Origin of the sequence: Serratia sp. K-E0102, assembly GCF_029962625.1 — a bacterium.
Classification (GTDB): Bacteria; Pseudomonadota; Gammaproteobacteria; order Enterobacterales; family Enterobacteriaceae; genus Serratia; species Serratia sarumanii.
In genome coordinates, this window is the sequence record NZ_CP124754.1 from 3961116 (window position 1) to 3974672 (window position 13557).

The 13557-nt window shown below is 61.0% G+C and carries 20 protein-coding genes; 7 read left to right on the plus strand and 13 right to left on the minus strand.

Translation table 11 applies throughout. From position 1 onward, the window contains the following. Positions 1 to 8 precede the first annotated feature (8 nt). Both SSARUM2_RS18870 and SSARUM2_RS18875 read right to left on the minus strand, forming a co-directional pair. A complete protein-coding gene (locus SSARUM2_RS18870) occupies positions 9 to 353 on the minus strand; it encodes a DUF3302 domain-containing protein (protein WP_060423316.1) in 345 nt (114 codons plus the stop codon). Positions 354 to 391: 38 nt separating this feature from the next. Then, positions 392 to 1045, minus strand: coding sequence for a DUF3313 domain-containing protein (locus SSARUM2_RS18875; RefSeq protein ID WP_060439377.1), 654 nt, complete (start codon positions 1043 to 1045; stop codon positions 392 to 394). A 135-nt stretch (positions 1046 to 1180) separates the two neighbouring features. Here SSARUM2_RS18875 and SSARUM2_RS18880 point away from each other — a divergent pair, with 135 nt between their 5' ends. After that, the gene (locus SSARUM2_RS18880; protein WP_060423319.1) at positions 1181 to 2116 is read left to right on the plus strand and encodes a LysR family transcriptional regulator; all 936 of its coding nucleotides are present in this window, start codon (positions 1181 to 1183) and stop codon (positions 2114 to 2116) included. Positions 2117 to 2170: 54 nt separating this feature from the next. On the opposite strand, the gene SSARUM2_RS18885 is transcribed toward SSARUM2_RS18880, so the two are convergent. The 3 genes from SSARUM2_RS18885 to SSARUM2_RS18895 form a co-directional block, all read right to left on the minus strand. Further along, positions 2171 to 3832 (minus strand): DUF2534 family protein, encoded by a 1662-nt coding sequence (locus SSARUM2_RS18885; protein WP_060439375.1) that lies wholly within the window; start codon positions 3830 to 3832, stop codon positions 2171 to 2173. A 71-nt stretch (positions 3833 to 3903) separates the two neighbouring features. Further along, positions 3904 to 4320, minus strand: a complete 417-nt coding sequence (locus SSARUM2_RS18890) for a DUF2946 domain-containing protein (RefSeq protein WP_185744072.1) — start codon at positions 4318 to 4320, stop codon at positions 3904 to 3906. 117 nt (positions 4321 to 4437) lie between these two features. Beyond that, the gene (locus SSARUM2_RS18895; protein ID WP_080437573.1) at positions 4438 to 4890 is read right to left on the minus strand and encodes a GNAT family N-acetyltransferase; all 453 of its coding nucleotides are present in this window, start codon (positions 4888 to 4890) and stop codon (positions 4438 to 4440) included. Between the two features lie 98 nt (positions 4891 to 4988). Here SSARUM2_RS18895 and SSARUM2_RS18900 point away from each other — a divergent pair, with 98 nt between their 5' ends. Next, positions 4989 to 5723 carry a methyltransferase domain-containing protein gene (locus SSARUM2_RS18900; RefSeq protein ID WP_049232519.1) on the plus strand — a complete coding sequence of 245 codons (735 nt, stop codon included), beginning with the start codon at positions 4989 to 4991 and terminating at the stop codon, positions 5721 to 5723. Between the two features lie 62 nt (positions 5724 to 5785). Here the strand turns inward: SSARUM2_RS18900 and SSARUM2_RS18905 are convergent, their stop codons facing one another. Further along, positions 5786 to 6283 (minus strand): GNAT family N-acetyltransferase, encoded by a 498-nt coding sequence (locus SSARUM2_RS18905; RefSeq protein ID WP_033649791.1) that lies wholly within the window; start codon positions 6281 to 6283, stop codon positions 5786 to 5788. Between the two features lie 85 nt (positions 6284 to 6368). On the opposite strand from SSARUM2_RS18905, the gene SSARUM2_RS18910 reads away from it, so the two are divergent. Next, positions 6369 to 7295 carry a LysR substrate-binding domain-containing protein gene (locus SSARUM2_RS18910; protein ID WP_049232518.1) on the plus strand — a complete coding sequence of 309 codons (927 nt, stop codon included), beginning with the start codon at positions 6369 to 6371 and terminating at the stop codon, positions 7293 to 7295. Here the strand turns inward: SSARUM2_RS18910 and SSARUM2_RS18915 are convergent. Continuing rightward, complete coding sequence (locus SSARUM2_RS18915) at positions 7290 to 7805, minus strand: DUF1543 domain-containing protein (RefSeq protein ID WP_049232516.1); 516 nt, start codon at positions 7803 to 7805, stop codon at positions 7290 to 7292. The genes SSARUM2_RS18910 and SSARUM2_RS18915 overlap by 6 nt on opposite strands. 120 nt (positions 7806 to 7925) lie before the next feature. Between SSARUM2_RS18915 and SSARUM2_RS18920 the strand changes: the two genes are divergently transcribed. Then, on the plus strand, positions 7926 to 8108 hold the full coding sequence (locus tag SSARUM2_RS18920; protein WP_025303973.1) for a DUF2158 domain-containing protein: 183 nt from the start codon (positions 7926 to 7928) through the stop codon (positions 8106 to 8108). Between the two features lie 32 nt (positions 8109 to 8140). Here SSARUM2_RS18920 and SSARUM2_RS18925 read toward each other — a convergent pair whose 3' ends face one another. Both SSARUM2_RS18925 and SSARUM2_RS18930 read right to left on the minus strand, forming a co-directional pair. Then, complete coding sequence (locus SSARUM2_RS18925; RefSeq protein ID WP_033654325.1) at positions 8141 to 8419, minus strand: GNAT family N-acetyltransferase; 279 nt, start codon at positions 8417 to 8419, stop codon at positions 8141 to 8143. A gap of 1 nt (position 8420) precedes the next feature. Next, positions 8421 to 8651: a (4Fe-4S)-binding protein gene (locus SSARUM2_RS18930; RefSeq protein WP_033654326.1), complete on the minus strand. Its 231-nt coding sequence runs from the start codon at positions 8649 to 8651 to the stop codon at positions 8421 to 8423. A 192-nt stretch (positions 8652 to 8843) separates the two neighbouring features. Here SSARUM2_RS18930 and SSARUM2_RS18935 point away from each other — a divergent pair, with 192 nt between their 5' ends. Beyond that, positions 8844 to 9257, plus strand: coding sequence for a DoxX family protein (locus SSARUM2_RS18935; protein ID WP_033635670.1), 414 nt, complete (start codon positions 8844 to 8846; stop codon positions 9255 to 9257). A 50-nt stretch (positions 9258 to 9307) separates the two neighbouring features. Here SSARUM2_RS18935 and smrA read toward each other — a convergent pair whose 3' ends face one another. Then, complete coding sequence (gene smrA / locus SSARUM2_RS18940; RefSeq protein ID WP_033635671.1) at positions 9308 to 9880, minus strand: DNA endonuclease SmrA; 573 nt, start codon at positions 9878 to 9880, stop codon at positions 9308 to 9310. Between the two features lie 184 nt (positions 9881 to 10064). On the opposite strand from smrA, the gene SSARUM2_RS18945 reads away from it, so the two are divergent. Together SSARUM2_RS18945 and SSARUM2_RS18950 are read left to right on the plus strand one after the other, a co-directional pair. After that, entirely contained in the window at positions 10065 to 10400 is a 336-nt protein-coding gene (locus SSARUM2_RS18945) for an MbeD/MobD family mobilization/exclusion protein (protein WP_033635672.1), read from the plus strand. A gap of 67 nt (positions 10401 to 10467) precedes the next feature. Further along, positions 10468 to 10914: a DUF1198 family protein gene (locus SSARUM2_RS18950; protein WP_025303978.1), complete on the plus strand. Its 447-nt coding sequence runs from the start codon at positions 10468 to 10470 to the stop codon at positions 10912 to 10914. Between the two features lie 25 nt (positions 10915 to 10939). Here SSARUM2_RS18950 and SSARUM2_RS18955 read toward each other — a convergent pair whose 3' ends face one another. The 3 genes from SSARUM2_RS18955 to SSARUM2_RS18965 all read right to left on the minus strand — a co-directional run bounded on the left by SSARUM2_RS18955 (position 10940) and on the right by SSARUM2_RS18965 (position 13546). Beyond that, positions 10940 to 11278 (minus strand): DUF2002 family protein, encoded by a 339-nt coding sequence (locus SSARUM2_RS18955; protein ID WP_016929830.1) that lies wholly within the window; start codon positions 11276 to 11278, stop codon positions 10940 to 10942. Between the two features lie 91 nt (positions 11279 to 11369). After that, positions 11370 to 12551, minus strand: coding sequence for an MFS transporter (locus SSARUM2_RS18960; protein ID WP_072270160.1), 1182 nt, complete (start codon positions 12549 to 12551; stop codon positions 11370 to 11372). A gap of 98 nt (positions 12552 to 12649) precedes the next feature. After that, positions 12650 to 13546, minus strand: a complete 897-nt coding sequence (locus SSARUM2_RS18965; protein WP_060439369.1) for a LysR family transcriptional regulator — start codon at positions 13544 to 13546, stop codon at positions 12650 to 12652. Positions 13547 to 13557 lie beyond the last annotated feature (11 nt).

A 13557-nucleotide genomic window follows, 5' to 3' on the forward strand; every position in this document is an offset into this window, starting at 1 on the left:
GGCTACGCTCAACTTGCCGTGGGGCCGGGAACCGCCGTCGGCTTTTCCTGCAGGCGTTGCAATTCGGCTTCGAGCAGCGCGATGCGCGCCTGCAGATCCGTTGAAGGTTCTGCCTTCTCACTCATGCCCCAGCCGCGTTCCGGCCGATAGAGCGTTGCCCAGATCCACAGCAGCGGCCAAATGGCGTGCAGCGTAAACAGGCTGACCCAACCGGCAACGTGAATCGCATCTTGATGGGGGTGCCGGCGTTTTTTGGCCAGCAAATAGGGAATGTCATGAATAATAATGACGCCGTAGAATAAAATCAGGAATACCGCAATCAGTACGCCTAAAGCGAAATAGTTAAGAAACATGTAAATTCCTGGCTGAGAATAACGGAAATAAACGAGGTTTATAGCGTGTTATATTGTCTGATATCGTTGGCGATGGTATCGATGGCATTCTTCACGTCGGTGACTTTAAGCTGCGCTTTCTCGTTATTGAGATTTTCCCCCGAAGCCTTGCGCACCACTTTAATGACCGGCTGATTAGTCGCCGCATCGATAAACTCGCCTTCCATATAGACCGCGCTCTCCATGGTGCGGTGCCCGGTCACGCTTTGCGTCGCGGCAATCAGCAGGGTGATCGGCAAGACTTCATAGATCTGCAGCCCCTTCTTCTGCGTGTCTATCGCCGTGATGGCGCCGCGGAAAATCAGGGTATGCTCGCGCGGCATGTCCACCAGCGTAAAGTGGGTGCCCATCGCCTGCTTAAACTGCTGGTTGGTATAGTTCAGAATATTGTCGAGTGCGCGCTGGCTCACCATCTCGCTCGGTTTCGGCCGCGGGAAATAGATCATCGGTTGATAAACCAAATATTGATAACGCGAAAAATCGACGTTCTTATCTTTCCAATATAAAGCGTCTTTGCCGGACGCGGATTGACCTTTATTGATATCGTTATAATTGGCCAGAAAGGTCGAGTATTTTTCTTTTTCGGTCACGGCGGAAGAGCACGCGGCCAGTAATAACAGCGCAGGCAAAATAACCGCTCTTGTCACTTTCATTGACGGATTTCTCTTTATTTTGGTGGATAGCAAATAATCAAATCGAATGATACCCACCCGTCCGCGATAAGTCATATGACAATGCCGCCAAAGGTGTATATCATTTTTGATATACAAACTCACAAGAGCCGGCCAGTGAAAGAGAAAGACTTCCGCATTGAAGAACTCAGGATTGTCCGCGTCATTGCCGAAACGGCGAGCGTCAGCAAAGCGGCGCAGCTGTTGGACATGCCGCAGTCTAACGTGTCGCGCGCCCTCACCGCGCTGGAACGGCGGCTCGGGTTGGAACTGTTCCTGCGCGGCCCGCGTACCCTGGCGCTGACTGAATTCGGCGAGCAATTCTTGCGGCGCGCCTCACAGTTGCTGGACGAACACAGCGATCTGCTCGATATGTCCGGCACCTATAAACGCAGCCTGAACGGCATGGTCACGCTCGGCGCGCCGATAGGCATCCACGCTTTCCTGGCCCGTTATTTACTGCCGCCGCTGCTGCACGCTGCACCGGCGCTGGCTGTCGATCTGGTGACCCGCAACCCCGACGAACGCGAGAAAAAGTACGGCGCAGTGTTCGACAGCGACTGCGATTTGCTGATCAGCTTTTTCCAGCCGCAAAACGAAAGCCTGATCGCCAGGCCCTTCACCCGTTTTCGCGTCGGGCTGTTCGCCGCACCGGATTACATCGCCCGCTCGCCGCTGACAGCGCTGGATGAACTGCCGCAGCATCGCTGCATTACCTTGCGCATGCTGGGCGGCATTCGCAATACCTGGAGCGGCTACAGTGCGCAGGGGGAGTTGGTGCAGGTCGAGATCAACGGCGCCAGCGTTTGCGATAACATTCTGCCGGCGATCGAGCTGGCCAAACAGGGCCTGGGCATCGTCTACGCCCCGTACTATTCCGTCGCCGCCGAGCTGGATGCCGGCACACTGCTGCCCTGCCTGGCGCGCGAGCGCGGCATCGATATGCAGGCCTACCTGATCTACCGCCGGCGCGGCGTGTTGCCGCACCGCGTGCAGGTGACGATGGACAGCATCATGGAGAGCGTTAAGCTGCACGCGCACCGCCTGATGTAACAAGAAAAACCCCGCCGCAGCGGGGTTGAATGCTTTGCGTCGGCGAAAAATGCCTCAACGCCCCTCTTTCTCCCCCAGGAAGAAATACCACAGCGGAATGGAAAGCAGCAGGGTGAACACCAGCGTATACAGCAGCACCATCAGGCTCTGCATGATCACCATCTGGGCGCTCCAGGCGCCGATCGGCAGCTGGAATTGCTCGACGGTGCCGCCGAGGATCGCTCGGCCCATCACGCAGCCGACCGCCACCGCCACCGTCGCCACCGCAGTGCGGAACTTACGCACCTCGGCGCGGCGGGCGGCCGCTTCCGGCATTTCGTCCCGGTGGCCTTGCCGTAGGCCGCGCCAGCGCCACACGTCCACCAGCAGCAACGCCGCGAGGCTCACGCCCATCACCGGCAGGCAATAACCCAGTACGGCTGCCACCAGCAGCGTGCCGGTGCGCGCCGGCAGGGAAAGCGCCAGCCAGGCGGCAACCAGCGTATGCACCGGATGCTGCGCCCCCGCCGCCGGGCGGCGGATCCACCACATGCGGTAACCCAGCGCGACCATCAGGCACAGCCCAAGGCCGAACGCCGCCAGCAGCAGCTGATTCGGCACACCGAACAGAATGCCCATGTGGGCGTCGATGCCCCAGCGGGTCAGCTTGGCGATCAGCGGGAAAGTGTCGAACCGCACCTGGTCGACGACGGCGAAGCTTTGCGGCGCGATGGCAACCGCGTCCACCTGCGTCGGCCAGCTGCGATCCACTTCGGTCACCGTCCAGGCTTTGCCCTCGCCTTTCGGCTGGCGCAGCTCGACCTTGGCGGCGTCTATTCCAGCGGCGCGCGCAGCGTGCAGCGCCCGATCCCAGTCGCCGTTCAGCGCATTGCTCTGCGCGGCAGGGCCCATCTTCATGCCCGGCATCATCCCGCGGTGCTCGGCGTGCGGATCGGCCGGCGTCTGCGGCGCATCGGCCTGCAGGCTGGTGTTGACCTGCGGCGTCAGCCAGCCCAGGTTGGCCCGCAGCGCGTCGATGTTGCCGCCGGCCCACTGCGACCAGGTCAGCCCGGTAGCCGAGAAGAACAGCAGCCCGGCCAGCAGCGCTACGCCCAGCGTGATATGCCAATGGCGGCTGGCGGCGAAGCCCCCTTTCGCCCTTTTCAGCTTGCGCTTCGGCCGCGTCGCCAGCCACAGCGCCACGCCGCCCAGCGCGGCCACCCACAGCCAGGAGGCCGCCAGCTCGCTGTAGTTGCGCCCCAGATCGCCGAGCAGCAGGCTGCTGTGCAACTTATCCAGCCAGGTGCGCAGCGGCAGCACGCCGGAGGTGCCGTACACCGTCATATCACCCTTGATCGCCAGAGTGTAAGGGTCGACAAACAGCGCGCGCGACTCGGAAGCGCCCAGATCGGCACTCGCGAACTGTACGCGCGTGGTGTCCATTGCGCCGGGTGCCGGGCGCACGGCGTAAATGCGCACCTCGTCACCCATCGCGCGGCGGGCGGCGGCGATCTGGTCGGCCAACGATCTCGCCTGCCCGTGCGGTTCGGTGAAAAGCGCATCGCGATACAGCGCCTCTTCAAGCTGCGGCGTCAACACATACAGCGTGCCGGTCAATGCAGCGACCAGAATAAAAGGAGCGACCAGCAGGCCGATATAAAAATGCAGCCGTCTGATCAGGTTCAGCATCGCGCCACGCGGCGATGCGGCAGGTGGAGTTTTGGTTATTGAAGACATGGCCTTTCTCGTTTTTCAAACTGTGCGCGCAGGCAAACCGTCCGCAGCGATACGGACGGCGTTACCCATGATCAAGCAATAGGGAAAAACGGTTGGCCGGGCGGCCCGCGCGGGCTCGGCCGCAGAACAAGGCGCCGAATGGGTGGAGAAACGATGCGCGGGGCGCTAGGCAGGCGCGCGATGCGCGCCATCAGCCACAGCAGCGGGACGAATGTCCACAGCAGCAGCGGCACGTGGATCAGCAGCTCGCAATAGCCGCAGAAAATCATCTCCCCAGGATCCATGCCGTGGTGGCCGACATGCTCGGCGGCGGGCATCGTCATCGCGTGCATGTCGTGCGGCATAGCGGCGTCCGTCTGCGCCATGCCGCCCATCATCGGATGGTGCATCAGCGATTTCGACACCACCGGCGCCACAAACAGCAACAGCACCGCCATAATGGCGATGCAGGCGGTAAAGCGTTGCTGTAGCTGACGTGGCACTCTCATCGCGGCGGCGAATTAACCCGGTCGGTGGCGAACAAGCGGCCAGTGTAACCCGCGATGCGCGATGAGGTGAACGAAAAGAAAAGTCAGGTTGGTCTTACGCACACCTGGCGGCGGCGATCACAGCACCCGCGAATAGACCCGCGAGGCTTCGCCCCAGGGGTGATACCCGAGCCCGTTATAAACGAAGCCGCTGCGCTCGTAGTAGCCTTCCAGATCGGTGCACAGGTGCAGCTGCGGGAAGCCCAGCCGGCGGGTTTCCGCCGCCACATGCTCAATCAGTTTGGCGCCGTGGCCCCGGCCGCGCTGCGCTTCCTCTACATAGAGCGCACACAGCCAGGGATACAGTTCCCCGCGGCTGATAAAGTCGTTGGTGATGAGCCCCGCGCAGCCGAGGATCCGGTCATTTTCCATCAGCAGGTACCACTGCGGCAGCGGGTTGGCGGCGCCGAGGCTGCGGTTGATGGCGTCTTCATACATCATCAGCGTCTCTGCCGTGGCCCAGTGCCGCTGAAAATACGCAATGGCGCGCGGCGCCAGCTCGGGCGCTTGCCGCACCGAAATCATGTCCATCGTCATTCCCGTTATCCATGTTGTCAACGTAGAATTATGCAGCAATATGCACGGTATGGCAGCGGCATTCCGCCGCCGTCATTCACTAAGGAGTCATCATGACGCAAAACATCTATGACAATCAGGCCTTTTTCGACGGCTATGCGCAGCTCAGCCGCTCGCAGCACGGCCTGGACGGCGCGCCGGAATGGCCCGCCATCCGCCGCATCCTGCCGGATTTGCAGGGCAAAAGCGTGGTCGATCTCGGCTGCGGCTACGGCTGGTTCTGCCGCAGCGCGCGCGAACAGGGCGCAGCCAGCGTGCTGGGGCTGGACGTCTCGGAAAAAATGCTGGCCAAAGCGCGGGAGATGACCGCCGACGCGGGCATCGCGTATCGTCGGCAGGATTTGGCGCAGCTTCAGCTGCCGCCGGAAAGTTACGATCTGGTCTACAGCTCGCTGACGCTGCACTACCTCGAGGATCTGGCCGCGCTGTTCGCCACGGTTTACGCCGCGCTGAAACCCGGCGGGCAGTTCATCTTCACCGCCGAGCACCCGATCTACACCGCCCCGGCGCAGCAGGGCTGGCTGACCGACGGCAACGGACAAAAATCCTGGCCGGTGAACGGCTACCAGCGGGAAGGCCGGCGCGTTTCCAACTGGCTGGCGGAAGGTGTCATCAAGCAGCACCGCACGCTCGGCGGCTATATCAACCCGCTGGCGCAGCAAGGCTTTATCATCCAGCATTTGAACGAATGGGGCCCCAGCGCGCAGCAAATTGCCGCTAATCCGGCGCTGGACGAAGAGCAGGAGCGCCCGATGATCTTCATTCTCGCCGCCCGCAAACCCGCCTGATTGATCCGCAGTAAACCGTTCACATCACCACAGTTGGGGAGGCCGCCTCCCCCCAACGGCTATCATGCCGGCAGCGCCGCCCCGTGCGCCGCGAAGTGCGTCAGCGCCTCGCCTTCCATACGATAGCGCACCCACTCGCCCTGCGGCTGCGCGCCGATGCTGAGGTAGAAATCGATGGCCGGTTGGTTCCAGTCCAGCACGCTCCACTCCAGGCGGCCGCACTGCCGTTCGCACGCCAGCTGGGCGATGTGCCGCAGCAGCTTTTTACCGGCGCCCGCGCCGCGATGCTTCGGCGCCACGTACAGGTCTTCCAGATAGATGCCGTTTTTACCCAGCCAGGTGGAGTAACTCATAAAGAACACCGCATAACCCGCCGGCTCGCCGTTTACCGTACAAATCAGCGCTTCGGAACAGGCGCCCGGCCCAAACAGGCTGCGTTCGATATCTTCCACGCTGGCCAGCACCTGCTCGCGCGCCTTTTCGTACACCGCCAGCTCGATAATCATATCCAGAATCAGTTTGGCGTCGCTTTTTTGCGCCGGGTAAATCTCAATGGTCATGGCAAATCCTGAGTGTGTTGATGGCTGTGCTTGCCAGCATATCGCGCCTCAAATACTGTATGAACTGCATTTTCATCAACAGGTAATGAATATCATGCATCTGGATTTGAAACGCCTCGATCTCAATCTGCTGCTGGTGTTCGAAGCGGTGTATCGGCTGCGGTCTGTAACGCGCGCCGCGGCGGAGCTGGCTCTCAGCGCGTCGGCGCTGAGCCACGCGCTGATCCGGCTGCGCAAGGCGCTGGCGGACGAGCTGTTTTACCGGGTCGGCAACGACATGCACCCGACGGTGTATGCCGACAGCCTGGCCCCAACCGTCAGCGAAAGTCTGGCGCTGCTGGCCAAAGGGCTGCATCCGCGCCCGCGCTTCGTTCCCGCCGAAAGCCGGGAGAGCTTCACCTTCGCCATTACCGATTACACCGCCTTCGCGGTATTTCCCGCGCTGATGGCGCAGATGCAGCACCTGGCGCCGGGGCTGTCGTTCCAGCTGCGCTATTCCGAGCGCAAGGTGGCATTGAACGATCTGCTGGCGGGGCGCATCGACTTCGCGCTGGGCTTTACCGAAACCGACGGCGAAAGCTACCCGGAGATCGACGAAGTGAGCTGGCTGGAGGATGAGTATGTGGCGATTTGTTCACCCGCCTTCAGCGTAAAATACGGCGAGCTGACGCTGGAAAACTACCTGCGGGCGCGCCATCTGGTGGTGACGCCGTGGAACGAACAGCGCGGCGTCATTGACTACCAGCTCGATAAACTGGGGCTACAGCGCGATATCGCCATCCGTACGCCTTCGCTGCTGGGAGCGCCGTTCATCGTCGCCGACAGCGAACTGGTGATGAGCATGCCGCGCTACGCCGCGCAAAAATTGCGGCAGGCGGCGGCGCTGGCTATCCATCCCCTGCCGTTTCCGGTGCCGCCGTATCAGATCAAAATCTACCTGCACCGCAAAAACGGCCGGCCGGAGGCCTGCCGCTGGTTGCGGCAACAGCTGCAGGCGCTGTCGGCGCTATAACGCGGGTTCGCCGATCGGCAGATATCCCTGCCACAGCGGCCGGGCCGGTTTGCCGTGCGGGCTGGCCCGCAGATGCACGTGGTAGCCCTGCAGCGCCTGCAGCAGCAGGCAGTCGTCCACCTCAGCCAGGTCATCCTTGTGCTGCTGCGCGCTGTCCGTCAGCAGCACCCGTTTGGCTTTGTCCTTCGCCTCGTCGGCAGAGCGCGCCACAAACAGGCCGAACTGGTGCAATTCCGCCAGCTCATCGCTGCGGTAGCCGCCCACGTTGACGAAAAACAGCTTCTCTTCACCAGCGAACGGCGCAGGCTCCAGGCTCACGTCGTAACCGTCCGCCCAGTCGATGCGCGCATAGCCGTCGACATGCACCTTGCGCTTATCGCCGAACCACTTTTCACGCAGCAGCGGATACGCCTCTTCCGGCCGATCCGCCGCCGCGAACTGCACGTCGTGCAGCTCAATATTGGCGCCCGGCGCCGTACCGCCCACATAAAACATCAATAATCCCGGCATGTTAGTCTGCTCTCCTTGGTGATAATCGCTATATAAAATAATACATAGCGAAACATCTGCCAACGGCGGCGCCATTCTGTGTTATCAATAGGTGAGGTTTAATCTGTTGTGGAGGAACGCATGGCATTCAATATCGGTGATTTTGTTCAACGCACCACCGGCGGCCCAAAGATGACCGTGGTGGCGATCGACGGCGAAACCCTGGTTTGCAGCTGGAATGAACTGGGCAAAGAGCAGCGCACGGAGGTGCAGGCCAGCGACGTGGCGCTGTACCACGAAGACGGCGATTTCGGCGTCTGCTGAACGCTCGGGGCGCGCCGCGCCCCGTTATCGCGTCAGGCGCGAATGTCCTGATAGGCCGGCGTGGTATCGAACTCGTGTTTGGCGAACGGGCACAGCGGAATGATTTTACGCTGCTCCGCGCGCATTTTCTCCACCACCAGCGCCACCAGCTTTTTACCGACGCCCTGCCCCTTCAATGACTCATCCACCCAGGTGTGATCGATAATGGTCAGCTTGTCGCCGCTCGGCACGAAAGAGATCTCGGCGATCAGCTTGCCTTGTTCATCATTGATATAAAAACGCTTCTCGTCTGCCAGTATTTTATGAGCCATATTATTTCTCCCTATATTTCAGTGCGCCGCTGGGGCAGGTGTCGATGACGCGTTTCACTTCGGCCGGCTCGGCATTGTCCGGCATAATCCACGGGCGGCGATTCAAGGTAAAAATAGCCGCATTGCCACGCACGCAGTTGGCAGAATGGCGGCAAACTGCACGGTTAAAATAAACGTCAATCTTATCACCGGAATAACGGCGGTAACCGGCGGCGGTCAATTTCTCGTCCATCTTGGCCTCACATTGCCTGTTTTATTGTTTTTGCTCCGGGTTCAAGTATAGGCAATGCCGCCGGCTTCACCACGCGTCTCGCACACCGAAAAAAGTGGCGCAACCGCCCGTCGCCGCTAGAAAAAAACGTAAATTGTTCTAATCTTTATTCAGTAAGACAACATAATTCCGACAGTGGCTAAGGAGTTCGAAATGGGTGATAGCTCAAAAGACGGCGTCATTCTGCTGTCCCGCATATTACTGATGATTCTGTTTATCATTTTCGGCTGGATGAAATTGGTCAACTTCGGTGCGACCGTCACGGCGATGGAAGGCTATGGCACACCGATGCCTTATTTGGCGGCGATCGTTGCCGTGCTGGTGGAGTTTATTTTCGGCATCGCGCTTATTCTCGGTCTGTTTACTCGCCCTATCGCGGTCATTTTCGCCCTGTATGTTTTGGGCACCGCGTTTATCGGCCATCCGTTCTGGAAAATGACCGGCATGGAAATGATGGGCAACGAAATCAACTTCTTTAAAAACATCAGCATCATTGGCGGCTTGCTGTTGCTGGCGGTGACCGGCGCCGGCCGTTATTCGCTGGACTATAAAATATTTAATAAATAATTCATCGATGGCCGGCGACTCTCGCCGGCCATTTTATTTCCGCTATCCTTTCAACGGCTGCGCTTGGCGTGGCGCTCAAAGTTTTCCGCCCTGGCCTGCGCCGATTTTCGCAGCGTGACGTAGCAGGCGCCCTCGCCGCCGTCGCGCGGTAAGGCGCGGCAAAACGCCTGCACCTGTTCAAACTGCGCCAGCCATTTGGCGACGTAACTGCGCACGATATTCGGATGGCTTTCGTTCTGCCGCCCGCGGCCGTGCACGATCAGCAGCGAACGCAGGTTTTGCGCCTCCGCCTGCAAGATGAAGCGAAACAGCGCCTGCCGGCTGGCTTCGACCGACTGACGCAACAGGTTCAGCGACGCCTGCGGCGGGTAACGCCCGTTGCGCAGCTTGTCCAGCACGCCCTGCTGAATGCCTTCCCCTTTGAACTCCAGCGGCTGTTCACAGGGGATCACCTCGAGGAAATCGGTGCTGAGGAAGTTTTCCTGCCGCAGCCGCTGCGCTTCGCGCCGCGCGCTTTTGTCCAGCGTCTCCTGCGGCTTGAGGTACAGCGTCTGCCGCCCGCTCGCCAGCGGCACCACGTCCGCCATCGCCTGTTCAAAAAAGTCTTTTTCCTGCTCGCTCATCTTCCACCTCTCTTGAACGGCAGCCTTTACGGCCGGGAATGGGGTCGATTGTAAGACGCCTTGCCACGGTTGCAAGCCGGGAATTGTCAGCGGCATTTGTCTCATTTGTCGTCAACGGGTGAGCTTGCGAACAGTTTTCGCTATACTGCTAAGCCATCATTGAGTGCCGCAAAGGATCGAGCCCATGACAATGCGCGAGCTGGAAATCCAGTTTCAAAATGCGATGAATGAGTTGCAGAGCAGCTTCGAACGGCAACACCGCGAATGGCAGCAGAGCTACCAGGCGCTGCAGCAACTGCTGGAAGAAGCCAAACAGCGCGAAGCCGCGCTGCGGGCGCAGAATGAACAACTGGCGCGCAAACTGAGCACCGCCAGTTCGGTACCGGAGCAGCATGCGCTGGTGAAGCAGATCAAAATGCTCGGCGCCCATCTGGATGCGCTGGCCAAAGACGCGGCCACCTTCAATCACCACCTGCGCCAACAGGGCGCGGTCGGTAATTTCAGCGGCGAACAGCATTGATAGCGGGCGCTGTCGCACAGCGCCTCCCGCCCCTCTTCTGGCGTATTGAGAGTGTAATAAAGCCTAAATGACCTGGATCATCCTCGCCGCCCTGATCGTCGTATTTATCATCGGTTACCGCATCCTGACGTCCGACACCCGCAAAGCCATCGATTCGCTGGCCCATCTGCTGAGGGTCAAGCCGATGCTGATTGAATCGATGATCCAGGAGATGGGCGGCCGCCAAAGCCAGACCTTTATCCGCATGCTGAACAACGGCTACACCGAAGAGATGCACCAGGCGGCTTATCTGCTGTTCATCTACCTGACGTTCATCAAACAGGCGGACGACGAGCAGATTGCCCTGTGGCGCGACGTGCTGCTGCGCGCCGGGCTGTCGCCGGAGCTGCACGCCGAGCACACCGAAGCGGCGCTGTTTTACTTCGCCGAGCTGGATATCGATGCGTTTGAACTGGCGCAGTTCCGCCGCGCCTACAATGAGCGTTTCAACCGCGAAGCGTTGGCCCACGGCTGATCGCGTCCCCCGGGCGGGGGACCGATTACAGGAACATGCTGTAGAGGTAGCGCGACAGCGCTTCGCGCGAGCTGAAGCCGTGTGCGATGCCGTAACGCTGGTTCGGGGCGTCGCTGCTTAAATCCAGGGGAAACTCCAGATACTGCTCGCTGGTGCGCACCGGAGAGGTCGGCGTGGCGAAATGCACGCTTCTCTCTTTCAGCGCCGGGTGGATCACCAATGCGGTTCTGCCCATCCGCGCTTCGCGATTCACATACACGTAGTGTGTACCCTTGCGGTAGCCATAGGCCTGGTCGGTGACATAATCACGCTCAAAGCCGGTATTCTCCAACACTTTAGCCACTTCATCCGGCCGTAAATACATCGATTCCTCCTCTCATTCTGGACCGCTGAGCGACCTTACCGTAATCATTCACCGAAACAATGATTTTCTGGGGAGGAATCCGGGTTTCAGACTATTCCTGAATGGCTCGGCTGCGCTGCAGCAGACGCAGGGTGAGCAGCACCCCGAGCGCCACCAGCAGCGCCGCCGCCAGATAGATCGACGGCACGCCCGCTTGCCCAATCAGCAGCCCGGCCAGCGGCCCGGTGATGCCCAGCGCCAGATCGAGGAATGCCGAATAGGTGCCGAGCGCCGTGCCCTGGTTCTGCGGCGGCACCTGTTTCACCGCCTCGACGCCCAGCGCCGGGAACACCAGCGAGAAACCGGCGCCGGCCAGCAACGCGCCGGTTTGCACCATCCAGGGTTCGCCAGCCTGCCAGATCAACAGCAACCCGACGATCTCGACCAGAAACGACGCCAGCGTCACCTTCAGACCGCCGTGGCGGTTGATGACGTTGCTGAAGATCAGGCGGATGCCGACGAAGGCGCAGCTGAACAGCGTCAGCGAAAACGCCGCGCCGCTCCAACCTTTGTCGGCGTAGTAAAGGGTGATGAACGTGGCGATCACGCCAAAGCCGACGGTGCCCATCGCCAGCCCGAGGCCATAGGCCCAGATGCAGCCGAACACCGCGCGGAAAGCGATGCGCTGCCCGGCGGCGATCGAAACGTCCGGCTTGCCGCTCGCCAACAGCAGCGCCACCGCGACCGCCAGCACGATCAGCGCCGCCACCCCGGCCAATCCCCACTGCTGATTCAGGTACACGCCGAGCGGCGCCCCGGCCGCCATCGCCCCGTAGGTGGCGACGCCGTTCCAGGAAATCACCCGCGCGGTGTGCATCGCTCCGACCCGGCCGATACCCCACAGCGTGGAACCGGTGCTGGCGAAGCTTTCGCCGACGCCGAGAAACACCCGCCCCACGCACAGCAACAGCAGGCTGAGCCACGGGTAACCGTCAACGCCGAACGCCAGCGCATAAAACAGGCCGCTGGCGCCGCAGCACGCCAGGCCGAACAGCACCACCTTTTTCGGCCCCAGCTGATCGGCATAGCGCCCGGCGTGCGGGCGGCTGAACAGCGTGGCGAAGTACTGCGCGCTGATGATGAGGCCCGCCAGCACCGAATTGTAACCCAGGTGGTCATGCACAAATCCCGGCAGCACCGCCAGCGGCAGGCCGATGGTCAGGTAGCAGACGAAGGTGAACATCACCACGGACAGAATGCGTCGGTTCAGCTGGAGGTTATTTTCTGCGGTCATCGAAGGTGGCTCGCATCGGACGGGGTAGACAGAGATTGCCAGCATACCCCGATGGGATCTGATGATAAATGAGAGAGTTATAACGAATTATTATTTCGCTAACGGTTGGCCGCCACCCGCGCGCGCAGAAAATCGATAAACGCTCGCACCTTTTCCGGCACGTGGCGGGTATTCGGGTAGAGCGCGTAGATGCTCTGCTCGGGAAAACGGTGATCCGGCAGCAACCGCTGCAGCCGGCCGGCGTCGATTTCGGGCTGCGCCAGCCACGCCGGCAGCAGCGCCACCCCGGCGCCATGCAGGGCGAATGCCAGCAATGCCGCGGCGCTGTCGCCGGTGAGCGTCGCGGCGTCCGCCACCTTGAACAGCACCGCTTCGCGCTGCGGCGTGGCCACCTGCCAGCTGAGCGGCGAACTGAGCCGGCTGTGGGCGATCCACTGCGCCTGCGCCAGCTCGGTCAGCGAATGAATCGGTCGCTCGGCCAGATAACCCGGCGACGCCACCGGAAAAATGGCGAAACTGTCGATCAGCGCCGCGCGGTGGCTGGAATCCGCCAGCTGGCCCAGGCGGATCGCCACGTCAAAACGCTCCGAGATCAGATCGGCATGATAAGAAGAAGACACATGCTGGATGCGCAGCCGCGGGTGCTGCCGCGAAAACGCCGCCAGCGCCGGCACCACCACCTGCGCGCCGTACTCCGGCGTGCTGGTGATGCGCAGCACGCCGCTCAGCCCGTGATGATCGCGGCGCACGTCGTCCAGCACGTTTTCCGCCTCCTGCAGCAGCTGCAGGCTGCGCTGGTAAAAGCGTTCGCCGGCGTCGGTCAGCGACAGCCGCCGGGTGCTGCGCGCCAGCAGTGACACCCCCAGCTCATTCTCCAGCTGCTTGATGTTAAAGCTCACCACCGCCTTGGTTTGCCCCAGCGCCGCCGCCGCCGCGGTAAAGCTGCCCGCTTCCACTACCGCCGCAAAGATCGCCAGGCGCTGCAAATTCAGCATTTCGCCGCCCT